A 19,885-nucleotide genomic window follows, 5' to 3' on the forward strand; every position below is an offset into this window, starting at 1 on the left:
ATCAGAGCAGCGAGGGAACTGTTCGGGGCTGTGCATCTTCGACGGCAATATGCAAAGACCGCGCAATCCGCTCGGCCCGCGCGATAACATGCGCCGCTCCTTCGGGCGTGCAGATTTCTGTCGCAGTCTCCCGGAACAGGATCAACCAATGCTCGAAATGCCGCCACTCCACGGGCAGACCGGCATGCGCGGGCACCGGCGCGCCATGATACCGGCCGGTCATCAACGCCACAGACGACCAGAAGGCCACCATACGCTCCAGATGCGGGGACCAATCCGAAATGCGGGCGGCGAAGATCGGACCAAGAAGCGGATCCGCGCGCACCTTGCCATAGAATCGATGAACCAATTCGGTCAGTTTTTCCTCGTCCAGCCCCGTCTGCGCGGTAATTCTGGCGGTGACTTCCGGACGTGCGGACAGGGGCTGTGAATCGGTGGATCTCATGGAATCTTCAAAACTTTGAACTTGTCTCTCATGCTACATCTGTTAAATGGGTATTGTAAATACCAATTTAGAGGGCGCGAAAAGACATGAATCTCACCTCCTTCACCGATTATGGGCTTCGAATGTTGATGCGAATGGCCAGCGCCCCCGATCAAGCTTTCTCGACGGCCGACCTGGCCGAAGAGTTCCAGCTTTCGCGCAATCACCTGACGAAGATCATGCAGCGCCTTGCACAGGGCGGCATCGTCGAGACACGGCGCGGCGTGAATGGCGGGGCGTTGCTTCGGCGAACCCCGGCCGAAATCCGGCTTGGTGATGTCGTGCGGCTGCTCGAACAAGGGCAATCCTTGGTCGAATGTTTCGGACCGAAAGGCGGGGATTGCACCATAGATGGGTGCTGCCGCCTAAAGTCGCGTTTGCGGCAAGCTGAGAACCGCTTCATCGCGGATCTGAATGGCTCGACGCTTCTGGATGTCGCCCTGCCGCGACGGGCGGCAGCATAATGTAGAAAGGCGAGGCAAGATGACGACCACGCTTACCGTTTTTGAACGCCGTGTCGGGTTGCTGATGTCGGTCATGCTGGCCCCGACCGGCTTGACCATGGCCACCGCATGACACGGGGTGATGGGCTTGCAGGGGTGCTCCATGTCAGCCCATTGATGTATCCGGCTCTGCCGGCGATTTCGGGGTTCCTCATTTTCGGCCTCTTTCTGGCACTCGGGCTTTACGAGAAAAGCCGCCGTCAAACGCAAAAGCCACAGGTCGCATTGCGCGATATGCTCTTGTTTCGACCGGCATCGGTAGGACAGCTGGCCTATGCAGGATTGCTGCTCGGGTTACTTATTCTATTTTGGCTCAGGGCGGCGGATTTGCTTTATGCGCTGCTATTCGGGCTAAAACCCTTCCCCGGTGCGGCGGAGGCGCTGCTGAACGCCTTCACCACACCTCGGGGATGGGCGCTGATCGCAACAGGCACGCTGGTGGTCGGGCTGTTCGCAGCCTTCGCCTTTGCGATCAGCGTCTTTTCCATTCCGATGTTGGTGTCACGCAAAACGGACGCGCGAACCGCGATGGGGCTCAGCTTTGTCATGACGGTCCAGAACCTGCGCCCGATGATGGCGTGGGCCGGAATCGTTGCTGCCGGATTAGGAGTGTCCGCCGCAACCGGCCTTCTTGGGTTGGTCGTGCTGTTTCCGGTTCTTGGTCACGGCACATAGCATGCGTATCAAACAATTGCAGGGGACGAACAATAAGCTTGCTGTTGCTCATACCGCTGTCTATCGGCCTCGGCCTGCTGGGGCTTTGCGCCTTTATCTGGGCGCTGCGAAACGGGCAATTCGACGACCCGGATGGCGCCGCATGGCGTATTATTCCACCTGACAACCGACCTGAACCGGAAGGAGAGAAACATGACACACTGGCGACCGACACTACAAACTGCGACGCGCGAGGAGGGCTATGATCTCGCCGTCAAACTCGCACGGGTCACTGTAAAGCAGACCCAACCCGATACCGGAGTGCGGGACCGGTTGCGCCCGTCTTACGCTGAAAACCCCGATGCCCTGATCGCGGTGAGTCAGGTGGTCGCACCCCATTTCGCCACCGTATCTGCAGCAAATGATTTCTGGCGGGACTAGACATGGCCGAGGTCGAAAGACACGGGGACCAATTTATCGTGGATGCGCAGCTGCTGTCTGCGGCGTTTAATCTGCCCCTGGAAGAAACACGCATCCGGATGCAAAGCGGGCAAATCGGTTCTTTATGCGAAGCCGGCGAAGACGAGGATGCGGGCCGATGGCGATTGACATTTCGCCACCAAGGCCGCGCCCTGCGGTTGGTTGTGGACGCGCATGGCAAGGTATTGAGCAAAAGCAGTTTTCCGGTCGGCCCTACGGGTGCTGCCACAGGACCACCGCCTATCGCCAGATCGCACAAACCCGCGCCGACGGGAGGCAAGAAAACCTGACTGCGCCGGTTCTACGCCTCTGGATGGATCTGGCATCACGAAAAGACAATCATCTAAGCATATGATGCATGCGGCGACCGAAAAGAGACCTCATGTTCGCGGCGCGCCGGTTTTGCGCCCCTGCCTCGGCGGCTTTGCACCCTTGTTCAAAAGCAGACAAGGACAGCGGTGGCTCTTGCAATATTGAGAGACGACACCTTTAAACACCTATAGGATCACTCTAGCATGACTGTCAGGAGAACCGTGAGAACAAAGCGGCTTTGCCTCACAATTGTCCGGCCGCACGAGCGACCCTTGGCGCCGCGCTTCGGAGCGCCACCTACGATCCTCTTGTCCTTGAAAACCCCATCGTGCCGAGACCGCCAACCATGCGTATGGCCTGCACCTGCGACCATAGAGCAGCCATGTGCAGACGTTCTGGCGGGTCTCGCGCAGTGCTGCCAACGGCGCATTCTCGAGAGATGCCCGCACCGGCAGTCCACTGAAGCAGACGCAATATCTGCGGCCTAAGGTTTTCCTTGAGAGATCACCAATGCAGAGCAATCAGCCATGCGGAGCGCCAACCATCGACGCGGACGCCATATCACGGGCCAATGTCAGCTCTTTATGCACATGGTTTTTTGCTGCGCCAACCGCATGATCAAGGCTGTCTCCATTTGCCAGATGGAGGGCAATGGCACTGGCCAACCGGCAGCCGGTTCCTCTGAGCGTCGCGTCGATCCGGGGCGCTGTGAACGTCACACGCGGCCTGTCCGGGAGATAGAGATGATCCTCGCTGGCTTTGCCCTCTGCATGCCCCCCTTTGACCAGAACCGCACGGCATCCCTTTTGCAACAGCAATGCGGCACAGACGTGATGATCCTCATCCGCGCGCCCGAAACGTCGGGCCAGCGCTGTCAATTCCGGCACATTCGGCGTCAGCAGGTCAACTTTTGGCAAAAGCCGTTCCAGCAAGGCCGAAAGCCCAAGATCGTCAAGCAACATATGTCCGGAGCTGGACATCAGAACCGGGTCGAGCACGCAAGGCGCGCGAGGCAAGGCGGTGGCGACAGCCCCAACGATCGCTGCCGTGGCCAGCATGCCGATTTTGACCGCGCCCACCGAACCGGCCATTTCAATTTGATCCACCACAACATCGGCCGGCATCACATGTACGGCGCTCACGGCATGATCGTTCTGGGCTGTTACGGCGGTGACGGCAACACGCGCGACCCCGCCAAGCGCGCCAACCGTGGCGCTGTCGCGGAGCACCCCTGCCCCGCCACTTGAATCCACACCGCCGATCGCCAGTACCGCCTCTCTCATTCGCCCATCCCGATAATGGCAACGCGAGCGTGACCCTGCGCCTCAAGCGCCTTCGCCGCTCGCCAAGCACGCAGCCCGGAATTGCAAATGAACACCACACGTTGGTCCGGTGCCGGTTTGGGCACCGGCGGCGCTGCGCTGCGCAGGTCAACCACCAAATCTTGCGCGATGATCTGCGTCGAGGATAATATATCAGGCACCGCGCGGTCCGGCTCCGGCGCCCCGTCGAAGCGAAACCCGCTCACATGCCATTTCGACAGATCCAGCGAAAGCAATTGACCGAGCGGCGAGGGCATCAAGTTCAGCAAAACCGCCAGCGTCATCTGCGCTTGTAGCCCCGCAACGCTGGCGACGACCGGTCCCATCACGCCGGTGTCCGCACAGTTCCCCATCACGGCGGGCAAATCGGGGAACACCGCGCGCAGGCTCGGCGCACCGCCGCAAAATCCGCCCACATAGCCTTGCTGCGCCTGCGCGGAGGCGCTGATCAACGGCACGCCGCCCTGTCGGCAAAAATCCGATAGCGCATAGCTGGTTGCGAAACTGTCGGCCGCATCCACGACCAGATCCACATCCGTCAGCCACCCGTGCACAGAGGCAGGATCGAGCCGGCCGCGGTGCGGCTCCAAAGTGCAATCAGGGTTGAGCCCGGTCAGCGTTTCCGCAGCCACTTCGACCTTTGGCCGCCCCAAGTCCGCCATACGGTAGAGGGTCTGACGGTGAAGGTTGCTTTCTTCCACAATATCGGGGTCGAGAATGCGGATAAATCCAACCCCCGCCCCCACGATTTGCGGCAATACTGTCGCCCCAAGTCCGCCTGCGCCGACAACCGCAACGCGCGATTTGGCAAGGCGGGCCTGACCGGCCGATCCGATCTGTGGAAGGCACATCTGCCGGGCATAGCGGCTCATGACAGGTGGCCTCGCGTGGCCGTGATCCATTCGCCGCAGCGCCGTTCAGGATCGGCCGCAGTTGCAATATCGGTCACCACGGCGGCGCTGTCGGCTCCCGCGTCAAACAGCGCCGGCAGGCGTTCCGGCGTCAGCCCGCCGATACCAACCAACGGGGTTTGTCCGACGGCCTTTTTCCACGCGCGCACACGATCAAGCCCCTGTGGCGCCCATGCCATTTTTTTGAGGCGTGTGGGATAGACGGGACCAAGAGCGACATAGGCCGGATCGAATGACAAGGCGCGCTCCAACTCGGCCTCGTCGTGGGTCGAGAGGCCAAAAGAGACACCGGCACGGCGCAGCGCGACGAAATCCGCGCGGTCCATATCCTCCTGCCCCAGATGCACATGGGCACAGTTGAGATCGAGGGCCGCCTGCCAATGATCGTTGATCACGAGCCTTGTGCGATGCACGGCGCAAAAATCACGGGCGCGGCGGATTTGACGGCGAATTTCCTGATCGGGCTGGTCTTTGATCCTGAGCTGCACAAGGCGTACGCCTTGGGGGACCAGCAATTCGATTTGACTGACATGACCGACAATCAAGTAAAAGGGATCGATTTTCATGCCAGCAACTCCGCCATGCCAAACACTGGCGTTGACGCCTGTGCCATATCGCGTGCCGGCATGAGGCCGGCGCGATAGGCATCCAAACCTGCGGTGACCGCCTGCGCAAAGGCCCGCGCCATGGCGACCGGATCGCGCGCCTTGGCCACAGCGGTGTTCAACAGCACGCCGTCAAAGCCCAATTCCATCGCCAGCATCGCCTGCGACGGGGCCCCGATCCCCGCATCGACGATCAACGGCACCTTTGGAAAATGCGCCCGCATGGCCCGCAGCCCCCCAATGTTGCGCAGCCCCTGCCCCGAACCGATCGGCGCGCCCCATGGCATCAGCACCCGGCACCCGGCCTCGACTAATTTCTCACCGACGATCAGATCCTCGGTGGTATAGGGAAACACCTCGAACCCGTCCGCACATAGGATGCGCGCGGCTTCGACAAGCCCGAAGGGATCAGGTTGCAACGTATCTGCATGCCCGATGACTTCGAGCTTGATCCAGTTGGTGCCAAACAGTTCGCGCGCCATATGAGCGGTGGTCACGGCCTCGCGCGCGGTGTGGCATCCGGCGGTGTTGGGCAAAATCCGGCAACCGCTCTGACGAAGGATGTCGCGAAACCCCGCGCCCCCGCTTCCCTCGCGGCGCAGCGAGACGGTGATGACCTCAACATCCGAGGCGGCGATCGCGGCGCGCAACACCTCGGGCGAAGGATATTGCGCAGTCCCGAGCATCAGACGGTTTTTGATATCTCTGTCATAAAACATTCTAACCTCCCTGCATCGGCGCAAGAATTTCAACTTTCGCGCCTTGGATCAGCGGTGTTTCGCTGCGGGCGTCGCGGGGGATGAACGCCCCGTTGAGCGCCGTGGCAACCGCATCCGCCTCCGCACCGGTTTCGTCAATGAGACCTGCCAATGTCTGCGCTGCCGTCTCATATGATGCGCCGTTCAAATCAATGTGCATAAGCAGGCTCCTTTGCCAGAAGAGACACCAGATCAAGCGCCAGAGCAGGGGCCATCAAAAACCCGTGGCGATACATGCCATTGATGTGGATCACATCACCCACCCGCCGGAGTGCAGGCAGATTATCCGCAAAGGCGGGTCGCAACCCCGCCGCCGTAGCGATCACTTCGCCTTCGGCAAAACCGGGGTGAACGGTGTAGGCCGCCGACAGTAATTCCATCGCCGCCCGCGCGGTAATGCCCTCCGCATCGTCGCTTTCGACCATGGTCGCACCGACCATGTAGCGCCCTGCTCCGCGCGGCACGATATAGACCGGAAACCGCGGATGCAGCAGCCGCACGGTCCGGGAAAGCACCACATCCGGCGCATGCAGTTCAAGCATCTCGCCGCGCACCGCGCGCAGGTCGCGCAGAGCGGCGCGGGCTGCGATACCGGTGCAATTGATCACCCGTCCGCGCGGTGCGCCCTCACGAAAAACACACCCCGACGTCAAGAGACCGCCGCGCAACGCGGTGAGTGCGGCACGGGGATCGAGATGCGCCTCGGCCTCATAGAAAAGCCCGCGCGCAAACCGACCCGAAAGCGCGGGTTCAAGCATATCGGGTGCGACCCAGCCATGCCCCTCCGTCGCCCGTGCAAAGCGATCCAGCTCAGCCGCATCGCGCGGGGCGCTGAGCACAAGCGTGCCTCGCCGCGCCACATCGGGGACATGGGCCGCCCACCAATCAACTGCGGTTTGGCCGCGCGCGACGATCACCTGTGGCGCAGTTTCGCCTTCGCAAAACGGCGCGAGCATCCCGCCAGCGAGCCAAGAGGCCGGCGGCGGGCTATCGCGAGGTTCGATCACTTCGACTGTATGCCCCGCCTCCTGCAGGGCGGTCGCAGCGCAAAGCCCGGTTACGCCTGACCCCAGAATCGATATCATTCGGCCGGCTCCTTGGCGGGGTCGTCTGTCGGTATGTAAAGTTCACCGCCCTCACGGAACTTCTCTGCCATAGCCTCCATCCCCTCACGCTTTTCGGCCTCGGCGCGGATGTCGTGGGAAATGCGCATGGAACAGAATTTCGGCCCACACATGGAACAAAAATGCGCCACCTTATGCGCCTCTTTCGGCATGGTTTCATCATGCATTTCCCGCGCGGTATCGGGGTCGAGGCCAAGGTTGAACTGGTCCTCCCAACGGAACTCGAACCGCGCCCGTGACAAGGCATCATCGCGCAGCTGTGCACCGGGGTGCCCCTTGGCCAGATCGGCAGCATGGGCGGCAAGTTTATAAGTGATCACGCCGGTTTTGACATCGTCGCGGTCGGGCAGGCCGAGGTGCTCCTTGGGCGTCACATAGCATAGCATCGCCGTGCCGAACCACCCGATCATCGCCGCGCCAATGGCAGACGTGATATGGTCGTAACCGGGCGCGATGTCGGTCGTGAGCGGCCCAAGTGTATAAAACGGCGCTTCGTGACAGTGCTTCAATTGTTCGTCCATATTGGCCTTGATTTTGTGCATGGGCACATGGCCGGGGCCTTCGATCATCACCTGGCAATCCTTGGCCCAAGCGATTTTCGTAAGCTCGCCAAGCGTGCGCAACTCGGCAAATTGCGCCTCGTCATTGGCGTCTGCGATAGAACCGGGGCGCAATCCGTCGCCCAGAGAAAAGCTCACATCATAGCGCCGGCAGATGTCGCAGATCTCTTCGAAATGCTCATAGAGGAAGCTTTCGCGGTGATGATGCAAACACCACTTCGCCATGATCGACCCGCCGCGCGACACGATACCGGTCACGCGTTTGGCCGTCATCGGGATCATATGCAGCCGCACACCGGCGTGGATGGTGAAATAATCGACGCCCTGTTCGGCCTGTTCAATCAACGTGTCGCGGAACACTTCCCATGTGAGATCTTCGGCAATGCCATCGACCTTTTCCAAGGCCTGATAGAGCGGCACGGTGCCGATGGGAACCGGCGCGTTCCGGATGATCCAATCACGGATGTTGTGAATATTCCGTCCCGTGGACAAATCCATGACCGTGTCCGCGCCCCAGCGGATCGCCCAGACCATTTTCTCCACCTCTTTCTCCATTGAGGAGGTCACAGCAGAGTTTCCGATATTTGCGTTGATCTTGACCTTGAAATTACGGCCAATGATCATCGGCTCCAATTCACGGTGGTTGATATTGGCAGGAATGATGGCGCGGCCTTCGGCGATCTCTTGGCGCACGAACTCTGCCGTCACCAGATCGGGCAACTCTGCGCCCATCGGATCCCCGTCGCGGGTATAGGCCTCCATGCGCCCTTCGTTTTCACGGATGGCGACAAATTCCATTTCCGGGGTGATCACGCCCGCCTTGGCATAGGCCAATTGTGTGACAGCCCGTGTGCCAACGGCGCGCAGCGGATCACGATGTTGCGGGAAGACAGGCGTCAACCGCGCGCCGGTGGCGAAGCCATTGTCAGCATCGGTAACGACCCGCCCCGCATATTGTTCGACATCACCGCGCCCCTGAAGCCAGCCGCCGCGCACATCGGGCAGGCCCTCGGAAATTTCGATATGCGCCGCCGGATCGGTATAGGGGCCAGAGCTATCGTAAACCCGCAACGGCGCCTCTCCGGTCACCGAAATTTCTCGCAGCGGCACACGCAAGTCATGGGTCTGCCCATGGACATAGATTTTTTGGGATGCAGGCAAGGCACCTGTTGTGATTGTGGGGATTGTCTTGTTCATTTCGGTCTCCTCGTAACGATGAGACCCAAGTGAAACGGGTAGCAGACATGGACCGGCGCCCACGCGTGCAAACGCATATGGGCCATGCGGCCCGAAAGGACCGCCCTCGAGATAGAGGTGTACGGAAATGCCCTTCGGTCTTCCTACGCCAGCATCAACTGGGTCAGGTTCTAAGGGTCGCATCACCTCAGGCGGGTTTGCCCCGCCGTCAATCAGCCTCTCAGTCCCTTCGGCGGGACTCCCCTGACGTGGGGGTATTAACGAAATATCGGGTCACCCTGTCAACTGATAAATGCATTCACCCGATGGACAGCAACAGCGCAGGCACGGTGTCACGGGGTGGCGACAGCTGCCGCCGCCATAGATATGCATATGGAAGGCCCGCGATGGCCTTGAAGGCACCCATGTCAGACGACATTTATGTGCGATTGCAGCCGGTTAACGGCCTGACAGGTCAGTTATACCGCTAGAATTTGCGATCAGACAAACATCAAAGCGGATGCGCGTCGCACTCCGTCAAAAGCGATTTGCTAAAGAAGACCACAGGCCAGACCAGGTTGCCAAAATGACGGTCCCGCTTAGACGATATGCAGATCTACTTTTTGAAACGCGGCGATGGCACGGTCGGCGATTTCATCACAAAGACAAATTGCGTCGAAGTACCTCCGGGAGAACTGCTCGGCGTTGGGCGCGATGTCAAGCAGCCGCCCCTTCTCGCGCTTGGCCGCCTCCATGTCGCCTGCTTCCACGTGAAACCACATGAGAATGAAATGAAATGCAAAAAAACCGGGCATGGGCCTCTTGGTGAACTCTGCAATCGCTTCTTCAGGGCCCTGCGTCATCATCAGGAACATGGCTTTTGGCATATGATACCAATCAGGATGCAAGGGGTTCAGCGCAAGCGCCCGCTCCAGCAATGGGATGCCTTCGTCCCATTCTGCGCGTTCGACGAAACACAAAGCAAAGGTGGCCAGCATGTCCCCATGACCGGGATTGAGCTCCAATGCCCGCCGCACCGACGCCCGAAAATCTATGAAGCGTCGGGAATGAAAATACGCGAGCGCCAAGGACTGATGTGCCATTGCGCTTTGCGGGTCGAGCCGCACCGCGCGTAGGGCGTGACGCAGGGCCAGATCAAGTCGTTTCTGATCGCCGACCTCCTCCGACATGGTCCGGTAATGCTCGACTTCGATCATCGCAAGCGCTGCATGGGCTTCTGCCGAGGATGGATCCGCAGCCACAGCATGTTTCAAACCCGCCTCGATTTCGTCCCGGTCGGCCTTGTCCAATTGAATACCGTATTCGAAATACCGCGATAATGATGCGTAGGTTTCCCATTTGATCGCGTGCCTTGCCCCCTGCGCATGACGGGCAAAATTGCCAATCGGACCATCCACGGCAATCCGCGCCGCGATGCGCGCACACACCTCATCTTGCACGTCATAGACATGGTCTGGATCCATCCTCATATCGATTTGATATGTCATCATGATCGATTCAGACGCGGCGTCGATTAGCTTGATCCGGGTTTCGATGAGTTCGTTCCGCAAACGGAAGGTTCCTTCCAGAACAAAATCAGGGCGGAACCGCCGGAACATTTGCGCAATGCTCAATTGCTGTTTCTTCGCCTCTTGCGTCGTTGATCGCGAAAACACAGAGAAATATTTGAACCGCGACAGATCTGTGATCACGCCTTCGGTGAGACCAAGCGCCAAAAAATCGCAATCGCTTCCCAACCCGATACACTCAAATGGCAAAACTGCGATGGACGGTTTGTCAGATGCCGGAACGATCGGAGTATTTTCGCCACCGGCGGGAGTTTCACGCGCCGCGTCCGGCATGCCGTTGACCGAGTGCAAATAGAATTCGGGAAGATACCCGCCCTTGGCGATGACGATGTGCACAGGGTCATCCGCACCGTCCTGAGTGTAGTATTGATCGAGCTTTTGACGCAGCGCGCGCGCCTGCACCCGCACGATCGTGTCGGTTTGAGGGTCAAAATCTGTGCCCTTATCAAAAACCTCCAACCCGATTGTATACCCTTTGAGCTGATCAGAGCGGCCTGCAAGGCATTGCTCCACGACAAAGGTGAGAAATCGCGACAAACGGGGGGCGTTTCGGAATTGCCGGCTGTTGACGATGCGGACAAGTTGTGCCCGCACCAGATCGTGGGGCAATGATGACGCAAGTTGCAGGTTCAAAAACCACCCCCTATTGTTGTGTGCTCGACCACCTTGGCGTCTGGTACCCCTAACCTTTGGACTCTTGGACTCACTGTGAGTCACTTCATGCAACTTCCAAGCGGTTTATACTGGCACAGCAGAAGCATGATGCTGTTTCTCTTGCTTAACATCTGCATGCAAGTCGCGCCAGAACCAAACCGCAGGCGCGCCGCAGCCATGAGCAGAGTATCGCTCCAGAACGAGCCATGCATTGACCGGCAATACATCAGACAGGAGCGCACCCCATGAAAGATATGACTGCATTTCTGCCATATGCTTCGACGGCAAATCGGCCCCCCCTACGGCCAAAGCTTGCACCGTCCGGCGCAGGCGCCTCTGCCTACGCGACCGGACCAAAGGCCGCAAAACAAACCCAGACGTTGCGCGATAATGACGATACGGAACTGCTAACCTTGTTCCGGAACGCTTCATTTGAACAGCATTTCCAACCTGGCAGCACCGTTTTACTGCATGGGGATCCGGCGGATGCAATTTATCTTGTGGTCTCGGGCACGATACGTTGCTGTACCGTCGACTCCGAGGGCCGCCGTCAAATTTTCGCCTTCCCCAAAAAGGGCGATTTTGTGGGCGTTTCGGATATAGACCGTTGGCATTTTACGGCAGAGGCCGTCGACCATGTCATTGTGAAATCGATACCGCGCCTAACCCTTGAACAGGAACTCGCTGTCAATATTTCTCTGAGACTGGAAATGAGAACGCTCATGGGTGGACTGCTAGCACGCCGCGAACGTCAGATGCTCACTCTGGTCAGCACCAAGGGCCCCGAGCGTTTGTATCGGTTTCTTGAAGAGTTTGCCGCGACACGATCGGGTGGCGGACATATCGTGCTCCCCATGTGTCGGCGCGATATCGGCGATCACATCGGGTTGTCGATGGAAAGCGTCTGCCGTGCATTCAGCGATCTCAAGCGCAGAGGCCTGATTGATCTAAAGTCACACGAAAAATACAAACTTATCGGCAACGCTGGGCGCGATGCCACGCCCCTGCCCCTTCATGCCGATCTCTGATCTCACGTGACGGCGCGAAGACAAACGCCGGCACACACGCCCAAAATTACGCGGGGCCGCCAATTTCGGACGAGACCCCGAAACCGCACCTACAATCCGAACCGGCCATTCCGGCGGCTCGTTGGTCCACGGGCGTGGGTGCGGTCATGCCCATGCTCAGCCCGCCGCTGCCAAAAGCATAACCGCCCCCGCGCATACCGCTCTCATCGGGTTTTTCGAGATGACGTATTGAAGGTTTTGGTCGTCCCGGGTTGTGACCGGCGCCGGGGTTTCTTCAGGGCTTCAAACCCGATGATCACATCCAGAAGCTCGGTAGTGATACCGTCCTGACGCAGGGCGTTCGCGTCAGATCGAAGCACCTCCAGCCTATCCTCAACAGACTGATCCGCTTGCTGCATCAAGGCCAGCCGCGCGGCATTTTCAGTCACCATCGCTTCGGCCGAGGCTTTGAACAGGCTTGCGAAAACGTAACTGCGGACCAAGGCACGGAAAAGCGCCGCCGAGGACATCGTAAAGGTCGGCCGGCTGCGCGAAACCCAAGGCGTCTGCTTCAGGTCGTTCAAAACCGTCGCGTCGAGCGGGAGCAACGGCATGGTTTGCGCGGCTTGCACACCGCTGTCGCGCCGGGCGGTGAACGCCAAATCCACTGCTATCTCCGACGCATGGGAGCCGAGGCGCAGATCGTCGATATGCTGCGTCAGCAGGTTCGCCAACCGTCCGATCCCGTCGACCGACGCGGGCGGCAAGAATAACCGTTCGACGCCAATGGAGCGGTCGCCCAGCGCGTCAGCCATTTGAGCTCCGACACATAAAACGATTGGCGCGCGCCCTTGGGCAGCCTTCATATGACCTGCCACATGCGCCGCGAGAATCTCGTTATAATTGCCGCACAGACCGTGATCGGAACCGAAGACCACCATGACCTGAGAACCGATCCTTTGCGCGGAAAAATCCGGCAGACCGGCAGCGCAAAGAAACGCATGAAGGCCATCGCGCACGGTCTGATGATAGGCCTCGATGGCACGGTTGGCCTGTTCGTAGGGTGCGGAATTGATTACCGACAGCGTTTTCATCGTGCGCACCACACTATGGATGCTCTCCATACTGCCCATCTGGCGTGTCAGGGTTTCAAGTGTTTGGGACATGTCCGCCTGCCTTTTCATCGCGCAGACGGTGCCCGAGAGCGATCATCCGGCGTTGCGCCGCGTCATCCACCGCCGCGCCGTCTGTGATCTGCTTGGCAAGGTCCACAAAGTCGCGCCGCGCCTCGGCCCGCAGTCGCTGCATCACCGCATCCGCATCGCCTTCACTCAAATCATCAAAGACGCCCTCGTTCGCCGCCGTTAGAACAGTCAATTGCTCAATGGCGGGCATCGGATCGCGTTCGGCCTGTCGCAAGGCCCCACGAACCGCAGCGCCGCGTGTGAGGCGGGCACGGGTTGCGTCGTCAAGACGGGTGCCGAACCGGGCAAAATCCTCCAGTTCTTCGAATTGCGACAGGGTCACGCGCAGATTGCCCGACACGGACCGAAAGGCCGGGCTTTGCGCCTTGCCACCCACCCGGCTGACCGATTTCCCCAAATCGACGGCGGGAAACTGGTTCTTGCGCACAAGTCGGGGCGATAGATAAACCTGCCCATCGGTGATCGAGATAAGATTGGTCGGAATATAGGCCGAGAGGTTTTCTGCCTGTGTCTCAACCACTGCCAAGGCGGTGATCGATCCGCCCCCGACCGTGTCGGCAAACTGACCGGCGCGCTCCAATAGCCGGGCGTGGATATAAAAAATATCGCCCGGAAAGGCCTCCCGTCCTGGCGGCCGGCGCAACAGCAATGACAGCTCGCGATAGGATCGGGCGTGGTGGGTCAAATCATCAAACACAATCAACACGTCTTTGCCCTGCGCCGAAAAACTCTCTGCCATGGCCATGGCGGCATAGGGCGCGACATAGGACAGGCCCGCAGCCTCTTCGTCGCCGGCGGCCATGATAATGGTCCGGTCCGTCATGCCGCCATCGCGGATCGCACCGACAACTTTGGCCACCGCATCGCCCCGCTGGCCGATGGCGCAATAGATACAGATCACATCGGTGGAGCTCTGATTGAGAATTGCATCGACTGAGATGGAGGTTTTCCCTGTCTGCCTGTCGCCGATCACCAACTGACGCTGCCCAAGACCAATAGGCACGGCGGCATCAATCGCTTTGATCCCTGTCGCAAGGGGGCGTGAAATCGCCTTGCGTGCAAGAATTTGCGGAGCTTCCACCTCAACAGTATGCAGCTTTTCGGTTTTCAGGGGGCCTTTGCCGTCGCTGGGGTTGCCGAGCGCATCCACAACCCGGCCCAGCAGCTCTTCTCCGACCCTCGTGCTGACCACGCGGTGCGATCTGACCACCCGTTCGCCCACGGTGATCCGCTCGGACGGGCCCAAAAGAACCACCCCAAGACGGCCAGGTTCGAGGTCGAGCACAATGCCGCTGACGCCGCTCTCGAACTGCAACACCTCATCGGATAAGGCGCGCTCCAACCCGCAAACAATTGCAATACCATCGCCGACTTCGGCCACCTCTCCGACTTCGCTGAGCTGCGGCGCGGGGGACGGGCTTTGCAGCAAGAGGCGCAACACGTCGTCCGGCTCGACAGAGGGTATTTTGGTTTCAGGGTTCATTAAAATCACGCCCTCTGCTCGGCACCGACAACCAGTTGGTCGGCGATAAGGTCGTTCAGATCATCGATATAGGTGTCGACCGTCCATGCGAGCTGTGCGCCGCCAATACGCAAGATCAACCCGGGGGGTTGGCTCTGATCCGTGTCAAAGTGCACCTCGATGTCAGGAAACCGGTGCCGCAATTCCGCCGTCAGATCCTCCTGTATCGGGTCTGGCAAAGCCGCATGGCTGGTCACCACCGCATCATCGGGATGACCCGCCGCATGTTGTAGCGTGCTGTCAAATGAACCGATCTGGCGGGCAAGATGTGCCGCCATGCGCGCCTCGAGTGTCTCATCCGCGAGGTCAGCGAGCGCCTTGCGGGTCAGCTCAAGCAGCGCGTGACCACCGGCGCGCTGCATTTTGGCGGTAAAATTTCGCCGCTCGTCATCGAGATGCGCCTGCCAAGCGGTGCGTTCGCGTTCGACCCGCTCATGTGCCTCGGTCAACAGGGCATCTTTGTCCTGTTCTGCCTGCCGGCGCACGGCCTCTGTTGCCGACGCCTGCTCCGATTGAAGCGTCGACAGTTGCGCGCGATACTCGGCCTCTGCAACCCTCGCCTCCTCCTTGGCACGCATAGCGACCTGCATCCGGTCGGCGATCTCAGCCTCACGCGCGTCGATCCCATCCAGTATTGGACGATATAAAAACCGCTTTAGCAGCCATACGAGCACCAGAAAGTTTACGATCTGCGCCGCAACAGTGAGCCAGTCAATGGACATCGGATCAACCGCCCGCCGTGGATGCCGCTTCCACCGCCGCCGTCCAGAACGGGTTGGCGAAAATCAGGATCATCGCAACAACAAAACAATAGATCGCCGTAGATTCGATCATCGCGAGGCTGACGAAAAGCGTGCGCGACAGCGTCGAAGCGGCGTCGGGTTGCTGCGCGATCGAGTTGAGCGCCTGAGCCGCCGCCCTGCCTTCCCCCAAAGCCGGGCCAATCGCCCCGAAGGACACCGTCAAACCGGCGGTAAAAATAGAGATCGCTGCAATAATTGCGAGGTCAGTCATGGAGAATGCTCCTGTGTTGTGGATGGGTGTTTGGGCGCGGTGGCGCTCGAAATATAGACTGTTGCCAGGATCGCGAAGATATAGGCTTGGATCATACCGGTCAGCAGGCCGAGCAGATCCATAACCACCGGAAAGAAGAATGGCGCGACAGTCAGGAGAATGGCCGCGATCACCGCGCCGCTCATGATGTTGCCATATAGCCGGATGGCCAGCGAGACACCGCGCGAAAACTCCGAAATGATGTTAAAGGGCAGCATGATGAACGACGGCTCGACATAGGTCTTGAGATAGCCGCCAAGGCCCCGGCTGGAGATGCCGAAAAGGGGCACGGCCACAAGAACCGAAAGCGCCAGAGCCGTTGTCGTCGATAGCGAGGAGGTCGGCGGTTCAAACCCCGGAACGACCAGAAGCAGGTTCGAAACCGCCACGAACAAAAACAACGTGCCCGCGAAATAGAGAAGATGGCGGGATGGGCCTTCTGCGATCTCTTCGATCTGCGCCTGAATGCCCTGCACAATCACCTCCAAAGCGGTGCGCCAACGGTTCGGGGGCACATCGGCGCGCAGGTTTCGGGTGATGAGAAACGAGGCAACGGTCAGCACCGCTATCACAACCCATGTGAAAAAAATGGTCGCATTGATCGGGAAACCCAAGAGAATGAACAGGATTGTTTCATCCGGAGAAAGGCTCATTTTGCATCTCCAGACGGGAAAGATATTGCCGCGCATGTGGTTGCGGCGCGGCGACAGATGAAAAAGGCGATACCATATCCCGCGAAGGCCCACGGCCCGGCCTGCGTTACGACAACCCAGCCGATACCCAAGAACGCTGCAATTCTCACGACCGCGCTCAGAGCCAGAATTTTAATGGTGTATTCAGCTTGCAAGGCGCGCTGCATGCCAAACGCCAATCCGGCGAAGAACACCACACTCATGAAAGTCCCTGCCACGCCCCCCAACGCCAGAGCAGTCCAATCCACAGCCATCAATCCTCACCTCCTTCTTTGTTGACCCATGCGGCGGCGATAAACGCACCGATAACGACACCGCCAAGGATCAGGGCAATCGTCCATGAAAAATCTTGTGGGGCCACGCGGTTCAACCAAAGGCCCAAAAATGCACCGCCAACAGTCGGCACAGCGATGGACCAGCCGATCATCCCGAAGGTGCCAATGCCGCGCAGAGGGCTCGGAGCCGGATGATCCCGCGAGGATTTCATCCGCGCGGCGTGCCGTGCGATATCTTTCACCGATTTGTCGGGGTCACGGCTCATAACAGCGGCCTTTGCAATTCGGCGAAGCGGCGCACCATGTCAGCCTCGAGCCGGGACAAAGCAGATCGGGCTTGCCGTTCTTCTTCGTCCATCTGCATGAAACTTGTCTCCACCCTCTGCTGTAGGCTGTCCAGATCATCGCCGTAGACAGCGCGCAAAACGGCCACAGAGACATTGCGGCCTTTCTTGACAAGCAATCCTTCATCAATGCCGAAGATGGCCTCTGTTCCATCGGGCAGATGTAGCGCCATCACCGAAGGCACCAATGCCGTGACAAAATCGACATGGTTCGGCAAAATCCCGAAGGCGCCGGTCGGTGCAACAGCGGTCAAACGGTCTGCGCGACCCTCGAACAAGATCCGCGTCGGCAATTGCAGTGCCACGCTCATATCTGTGGCCATCGTCATCGGGCGGCCTCCAGATCATCCAGACCGCCGATCATGTAATAGGCGCTCTCGGGCAATGGAAATTCTGTCTGTTTCAGGATCGTCTCACACCCGTCGAGCGTCGCAGAGATCGGCACAGTTTGGCCCTTCATCCCGCTAAAGGCTTCGGTCGTCACAAAAGGCTGCGTCAAAAAGCGCTCCAACCGCCGGGCGCGGGCGACGGTGAGCCGGTCGGCAGAAGACAATTCCTCAAGGCCCAGCATCGCGATGATATCACGCAGGTCTTCGTATTCGGCCAGTGTGCTACGCACCGTGCGGGCGATATCGTAGTGCCGTTGGCCAACCACCGCAGGGGTCAGCATCACCGATGCCGAGGCCAACGGGTCAACCGCCGGATAAAGCCCCTCGCTCGCCCGTTTGCGCGACAGCACAACCGAGGCCGACAAGTGCGAAAAAATATGGGCGGCGGCCGGATCGGTGAAATCATCCGCCGGAACATAGACAGCCTGAATCGACGTGATCGCGCCCCGCTGCGTCGAGGTGATCCTTTCCTCAAGAGCGGCGAGTTCTGTGGCCAAGGTCGGTTGATAGCCGACGCGCGACGGCATCCGGCCCATCAACCCGGACACTTCGGATCCGGCCTGCACAAAGCGAAAGATGTTGTCGATCAGCAAAAGCACATCCTGCCCCTTCTCGTCGCGGAAATGCTCCGCCATGGTCAAAGCGGTATTGCCAATCAAAAACCGCACGCCGGGGGCTTCGTTCATCTGGCCGAACAGCATGACGGTTTTTTCACGCACGCCCGCCTCACCCATTTCACGGTAAAGTTCTTCCGCCTCGCGGGACCGCTCGCCAATGCCGCAAAACAGGCTGACGCCTTTGTGGTGCTGCACGGTGTTGTTGATCAGCTCGGTGATCAAAACCGTCTTTCCGACCCCTGCCCCGCCGAAAAGCCCGGTCTTTCCGCCGCGCTCGATCGGCGACAGCAGATCAATCGCTTTGATGCCCGTCTCCAAAAACGCCGAATGCAAAACGCGCGCGCGTAAGGGGGGGGGCGTTTGATGGATTGACCGGCGCAAATCGGTTTCCGGCGCGGGGCGTCCGTCGATGGGAGCGCCGAACACATCGAGCATACGCCCAAGGACAGCCTCGCCCACAGGCACCTCAATCGGGCCGCCGGTTGCCCGCACCCGCATGCCAAGGCCAAGCCCGCGCGCCGGGGCCATTGCCATCGCCCGAACGACCCCTTGCCCGATCAACGCGGACACTTCGAGCGGCACATCCCCCGCGTAAAGCAGGTCATGGATACGCGGCACCTCGGCTTCAAACGCCACATCCACAACACCGCCCCGAATGGCGACGATTGTGCCATCCGTCCGAGGTTCCGGCTTGATGTCGGTCTTCTCGATACTGGTGTCTGTGGTCATGTCTCGCCTCGATCAAGTTGAACCACCTGCGTGCCCGCCGAACCGCCAAGGATATGCACGGCATCACGCAACCGGCCGATCCCGGCCAAGCCTCCGGCCTCGGCAAAATCACATGCCGCCGTCAGTTTTGGCCCCATGGATCCTGCGGGCAGGTCCATCGCCCGGCCCTCGTCCGGTGTCAGGGTGGCAATCGGAGCGGCCCCTTCCGCGCCGAAATTCTTGTAGACCGCGTCGACATCGGTCAGAAGCAACAAAGCATCTGCGCCGATATCAGCCGCCAGAAGCGCGCTTGCAGCATCCTTATCGATCACCGCTTCGACGCCGATCATCGCGCCATCCGCGCGGCGCATCACGGGAATGCCGCCCCCCCCGGCACAGATCACCGTCACGCCTTGGTCCAGCAACAACCGCAGCACACGAAGATCGGGGATTTCGACCGGCTTTGGCGAGGGCACAACCCGGCGCCAATGATCGCCGTCCTGCGCGATAGCCCACCCTGCGGCCTTGGCGCGCGCCTCTGCCTCGCTGCGGGAATAGACCGGCCCCACGGGTTTGGTCGGGGTCTGAAAGGCCGTGTCTTTCGGATCGACGACCACTTGCGTGAGCAGGGTCGCAACCGCGTGATCGTGACCGAGCGCGTTTTCCAATTCCTGCTCGATCAGGTAGCCGATCATACCTTCGGTCTCGGCCCCCAACACATCGAGAGGGTAGGCCTCGTCCGGTTTATAGGCCGCCCCTTGCAAGGCCAGCAAACCCACCTGCGGACCGTTGCCATGGGTGACAATCAACCGATGCCCGGCGCGCACGATTTCGGCCAGCGCCTGCGCGGCAACCTTGACATTCGCGCGCTGCGTCTCGGCGGTCAACGGCTCGCCCCGCCGCAACAGCGCATTTCCTCCGATGGCGGCCACAACCAGCAT

Annotated in this window: 25 protein-coding genes; 6 read left to right on the plus strand and 19 right to left on the minus strand. The window is 59.7% G+C overall.

The window, feature by feature from the left end:
• Position 1: 1 nt before the first annotated feature.
• Entirely contained in the window at positions 2-445 is a 444-nt protein-coding gene (locus DI396_RS10050) for a group III truncated hemoglobin (protein WP_110796095.1), read from the minus strand.
• Positions 446-531: 86 nt separating this feature from the next.
• Between DI396_RS10050 and DI396_RS10055 the strand changes: the two genes are divergently transcribed.
• The 5 genes from DI396_RS10055 to DI396_RS10075 all read left to right on the plus strand — a co-directional run bounded on the left by DI396_RS10055 (position 532) and on the right by DI396_RS10075 (position 2,411).
• A complete protein-coding gene (locus tag DI396_RS10055) occupies positions 532-948 on the plus strand; it encodes an RrF2 family transcriptional regulator (protein ID WP_110796096.1) in 417 nt (138 codons plus the stop codon).
• Positions 949-1,056: 108 nt separating this feature from the next.
• On the plus strand, positions 1,057-1,662 hold the full coding sequence (locus DI396_RS16720) for a DUF2189 domain-containing protein (protein ID WP_110796097.1): 606 nt from the start codon (positions 1,057-1,059) through the stop codon (positions 1,660-1,662).
• On the plus strand, positions 1,566-1,907 hold the full coding sequence (gene ccoS / locus DI396_RS16880; protein ID WP_328588342.1) for a cbb3-type cytochrome oxidase assembly protein CcoS: 342 nt from the start codon (positions 1,566-1,568) through the stop codon (positions 1,905-1,907). The genes DI396_RS16720 and ccoS overlap by 97 nt, the downstream gene beginning before the upstream one ends.
• A complete protein-coding gene (locus DI396_RS10070) occupies positions 1,855-2,082 on the plus strand; it encodes a hexameric tyrosine-coordinated heme protein (protein WP_110796273.1) in 228 nt (75 codons plus the stop codon). The genes ccoS and DI396_RS10070 overlap by 53 nt, the downstream gene beginning before the upstream one ends.
• Positions 2,083-2,084: 2 nt before the next feature.
• Complete coding sequence (locus tag DI396_RS10075) at positions 2,085-2,411, plus strand: DUF6522 family protein (RefSeq protein WP_204362834.1); 327 nt, start codon at positions 2,085-2,087, stop codon at positions 2,409-2,411.
• Between the two features lie 543 nt (positions 2,412-2,954).
• Here the strand turns inward: DI396_RS10075 and DI396_RS10080 are convergent.
• From DI396_RS10080 to DI396_RS10115, 8 genes are all read right to left on the minus strand, one after another.
• Entirely contained in the window at positions 2,955-3,716 is a 762-nt protein-coding gene (locus tag DI396_RS10080; RefSeq protein WP_110796098.1) for a hydroxymethylpyrimidine/phosphomethylpyrimidine kinase, read from the minus strand.
• The gene (locus tag DI396_RS10085; protein WP_110796099.1) at positions 3,713-4,627 is read right to left on the minus strand and encodes a HesA/MoeB/ThiF family protein; all 915 of its coding nucleotides are present in this window, start codon (positions 4,625-4,627) and stop codon (positions 3,713-3,715) included. The genes DI396_RS10080 and DI396_RS10085 overlap by 4 nt, the downstream gene beginning before the upstream one ends.
• Positions 4,624-5,226 (minus strand): thiamine phosphate synthase, encoded by a 603-nt coding sequence (locus DI396_RS10090; protein ID WP_110796274.1) that lies wholly within the window; start codon positions 5,224-5,226, stop codon positions 4,624-4,626. The genes DI396_RS10085 and DI396_RS10090 overlap by 4 nt, the downstream gene beginning before the upstream one ends.
• A gap of 2 nt (positions 5,227-5,228) precedes the next feature.
• Entirely contained in the window at positions 5,229-5,990 is a 762-nt protein-coding gene (locus DI396_RS10095; protein WP_110796100.1) for a thiazole synthase, read from the minus strand.
• Position 5,991: 1 nt separating this feature from the next.
• On the minus strand, positions 5,992-6,189 hold the full coding sequence (gene thiS / locus DI396_RS10100) for a sulfur carrier protein ThiS (RefSeq protein WP_110796101.1): 198 nt from the start codon (positions 6,187-6,189) through the stop codon (positions 5,992-5,994).
• Entirely contained in the window at positions 6,179-7,114 is a 936-nt protein-coding gene (locus tag DI396_RS10105; protein ID WP_110796102.1) for an FAD-dependent oxidoreductase, read from the minus strand. The genes thiS and DI396_RS10105 overlap by 11 nt, the downstream gene beginning before the upstream one ends.
• The gene (thiC, locus tag DI396_RS10110) at positions 7,111-8,910 is read right to left on the minus strand and encodes a phosphomethylpyrimidine synthase ThiC (protein ID WP_110796103.1); all 1,800 of its coding nucleotides are present in this window, start codon (positions 8,908-8,910) and stop codon (positions 7,111-7,113) included. Before thiC ends, DI396_RS10105 begins: the two co-directional genes overlap by 4 nt.
• Positions 8,911-9,488: 578 nt before the next feature.
• Complete coding sequence (locus DI396_RS10115; protein WP_162617205.1) at positions 9,489-11,111, minus strand: hypothetical protein; 1,623 nt, start codon at positions 11,109-11,111, stop codon at positions 9,489-9,491.
• A gap of 266 nt (positions 11,112-11,377) precedes the next feature.
• Between DI396_RS10115 and DI396_RS10120 the strand changes: the two genes are divergently transcribed.
• Entirely contained in the window at positions 11,378-12,160 is a 783-nt protein-coding gene (locus DI396_RS10120) for a Crp/Fnr family transcriptional regulator (RefSeq protein ID WP_110796105.1), read from the plus strand.
• A 203-nt stretch (positions 12,161-12,363) separates the two neighbouring features.
• On the opposite strand, the gene DI396_RS10125 is transcribed toward DI396_RS10120, so the two are convergent.
• From DI396_RS10125 to arcC, 10 genes are read right to left on the minus strand one after another with little or no spacing between them, the layout of a single operon-like run.
• Positions 12,364-13,305: a F0F1 ATP synthase subunit gamma gene (locus DI396_RS10125; protein ID WP_110796106.1), complete on the minus strand. Its 942-nt coding sequence runs from the start codon at positions 13,303-13,305 to the stop codon at positions 12,364-12,366.
• A complete protein-coding gene (locus DI396_RS10130) occupies positions 13,289-14,827 on the minus strand; it encodes a F0F1 ATP synthase subunit alpha (RefSeq protein WP_110796107.1) in 1,539 nt (512 codons plus the stop codon). Before DI396_RS10130 ends, DI396_RS10125 begins: the two co-directional genes overlap by 17 nt.
• 5 nt (positions 14,828-14,832) lie before the next feature.
• Positions 14,833-15,588 carry a F0F1 ATP synthase subunit B family protein gene (locus DI396_RS10135; RefSeq protein WP_110796108.1) on the minus strand — a complete coding sequence of 252 codons (756 nt, stop codon included), beginning with the start codon at positions 15,586-15,588 and terminating at the stop codon, positions 14,833-14,835.
• 4 nt (positions 15,589-15,592) lie between these two features.
• Positions 15,593-15,880, minus strand: a complete 288-nt coding sequence (locus DI396_RS10140) for a F0F1 ATP synthase subunit C (RefSeq protein WP_110796109.1) — start codon at positions 15,878-15,880, stop codon at positions 15,593-15,595.
• Positions 15,877-16,572: a F0F1 ATP synthase subunit A gene (locus DI396_RS10145; protein WP_110796110.1), complete on the minus strand. Its 696-nt coding sequence runs from the start codon at positions 16,570-16,572 to the stop codon at positions 15,877-15,879. Before DI396_RS10145 ends, DI396_RS10140 begins: the two co-directional genes overlap by 4 nt.
• The gene (locus DI396_RS10150) at positions 16,569-16,814 is read right to left on the minus strand and encodes a hypothetical protein (protein WP_235851822.1); all 246 of its coding nucleotides are present in this window, start codon (positions 16,812-16,814) and stop codon (positions 16,569-16,571) included. The genes DI396_RS10145 and DI396_RS10150 overlap by 4 nt, the downstream gene beginning before the upstream one ends.
• A gap of 50 nt (positions 16,815-16,864) precedes the next feature.
• Positions 16,865-17,152 carry an AtpZ/AtpI family protein gene (locus DI396_RS10155; RefSeq protein WP_110796112.1) on the minus strand — a complete coding sequence of 96 codons (288 nt, stop codon included), beginning with the start codon at positions 17,150-17,152 and terminating at the stop codon, positions 16,865-16,867.
• A complete protein-coding gene (locus DI396_RS10160) occupies positions 17,149-17,559 on the minus strand; it encodes an ATPase (protein ID WP_110796113.1) in 411 nt (136 codons plus the stop codon). Before DI396_RS10160 ends, DI396_RS10155 begins: the two co-directional genes overlap by 4 nt.
• A complete protein-coding gene (atpD, locus tag DI396_RS10165) occupies positions 17,556-18,965 on the minus strand; it encodes a F0F1 ATP synthase subunit beta (RefSeq protein ID WP_110796114.1) in 1,410 nt (469 codons plus the stop codon). Before atpD ends, DI396_RS10160 begins: the two co-directional genes overlap by 4 nt.
• Positions 18,962-19,885 carry a carbamate kinase gene (gene arcC, locus DI396_RS10170; RefSeq protein ID WP_110796115.1) on the minus strand — a complete coding sequence of 308 codons (924 nt, stop codon included), beginning with the start codon at positions 19,883-19,885 and terminating at the stop codon, positions 18,962-18,964. The genes atpD and arcC overlap by 4 nt, the downstream gene beginning before the upstream one ends.

This window comes from Litorivita pollutaquae (genome assembly GCF_003205515.1).
In the GTDB taxonomy this organism is placed as follows: Bacteria; Pseudomonadota; Alphaproteobacteria; order Rhodobacterales; family Rhodobacteraceae; genus Litorivita; species Litorivita pollutaquae.

Excerpts from the sequence above, each read along its gene's own strand:
- DI396_RS10160 (WP_110796113.1), bottom strand. The coding sequence starts at position 17,559 with ATGACGATGGCCACAGATATGAGCGTGGCACTGCAATTGCCGACGCGG.
- DI396_RS10055 (WP_110796096.1), top strand. The coding sequence starts at position 532 with ATGAATCTCACCTCCTTCACCGATTATGGGCTTCGAATGTTGATGCGA.
- atpD (WP_110796114.1), bottom strand. The coding sequence starts at position 18,965 with ATGACCACAGACACCAGTATCGAGAAGACCGACATCAAGCCGGAACCT.
- DI396_RS10135 (WP_110796108.1), bottom strand. The coding sequence starts at position 15,588 with ATGTCCATTGACTGGCTCACTGTTGCGGCGCAGATCGTAAACTTTCTG.
- DI396_RS16720 (WP_110796097.1), top strand. The coding sequence starts at position 1,057 with ATGACACGGGGTGATGGGCTTGCAGGGGTGCTCCATGTCAGCCCATTG.
- thiS (WP_110796101.1), bottom strand. The coding sequence starts at position 6,189 with ATGCACATTGATTTGAACGGCGCATCATATGAGACGGCAGCGCAGACA.
- arcC (WP_110796115.1), bottom strand. The coding sequence starts at position 19,885 with ATGCTGGTTGTGGCCGCCATCGGAGGAAATGCGCTGTTGCGGCGGGGC.
- DI396_RS10150 (WP_235851822.1), bottom strand. The coding sequence starts at position 16,814 with ATGAGTGTGGTGTTCTTCGCCGGATTGGCGTTTGGCATGCAGCGCGCC.
- DI396_RS10125 (WP_110796106.1), bottom strand. The coding sequence starts at position 13,305 with ATGTCCCAAACACTTGAAACCCTGACACGCCAGATGGGCAGTATGGAG.
- DI396_RS10155 (WP_110796112.1), bottom strand. The coding sequence starts at position 17,152 with ATGAGCCGTGACCCCGACAAATCGGTGAAAGATATCGCACGGCACGCC.
- DI396_RS10105 (WP_110796102.1), bottom strand. The coding sequence starts at position 7,114 with ATGATATCGATTCTGGGGTCAGGCGTAACCGGGCTTTGCGCTGCGACC.
- DI396_RS10095 (WP_110796100.1), bottom strand. The coding sequence starts at position 5,990 with ATGTTTTATGACAGAGATATCAAAAACCGTCTGATGCTCGGGACTGCG.
- DI396_RS10145 (WP_110796110.1), bottom strand. The coding sequence starts at position 16,572 with ATGAGCCTTTCTCCGGATGAAACAATCCTGTTCATTCTCTTGGGTTTC.
- DI396_RS10130 (WP_110796107.1), bottom strand. The coding sequence starts at position 14,827 with ATGAACCCTGAAACCAAAATACCCTCTGTCGAGCCGGACGACGTGTTG.
- DI396_RS10120 (WP_110796105.1), top strand. The coding sequence starts at position 11,378 with ATGAAAGATATGACTGCATTTCTGCCATATGCTTCGACGGCAAATCGG.
- thiC (WP_110796103.1), bottom strand. The coding sequence starts at position 8,910 with ATGAACAAGACAATCCCCACAATCACAACAGGTGCCTTGCCTGCATCC.
- DI396_RS10050 (WP_110796095.1), bottom strand. The coding sequence starts at position 445 with ATGAGATCCACCGATTCACAGCCCCTGTCCGCACGTCCGGAAGTCACC.
- DI396_RS10070 (WP_110796273.1), top strand. The coding sequence starts at position 1,855 with ATGACACACTGGCGACCGACACTACAAACTGCGACGCGCGAGGAGGGC.
- DI396_RS10075 (WP_204362834.1), top strand. The coding sequence starts at position 2,085 with ATGGCCGAGGTCGAAAGACACGGGGACCAATTTATCGTGGATGCGCAG.
- DI396_RS10085 (WP_110796099.1), bottom strand. The coding sequence starts at position 4,627 with ATGAGCCGCTATGCCCGGCAGATGTGCCTTCCACAGATCGGATCGGCC.
- DI396_RS10080 (WP_110796098.1), bottom strand. The coding sequence starts at position 3,716 with ATGAGAGAGGCGGTACTGGCGATCGGCGGTGTGGATTCAAGTGGCGGG.
- DI396_RS10140 (WP_110796109.1), bottom strand. The coding sequence starts at position 15,880 with ATGACTGACCTCGCAATTATTGCAGCGATCTCTATTTTTACCGCCGGT.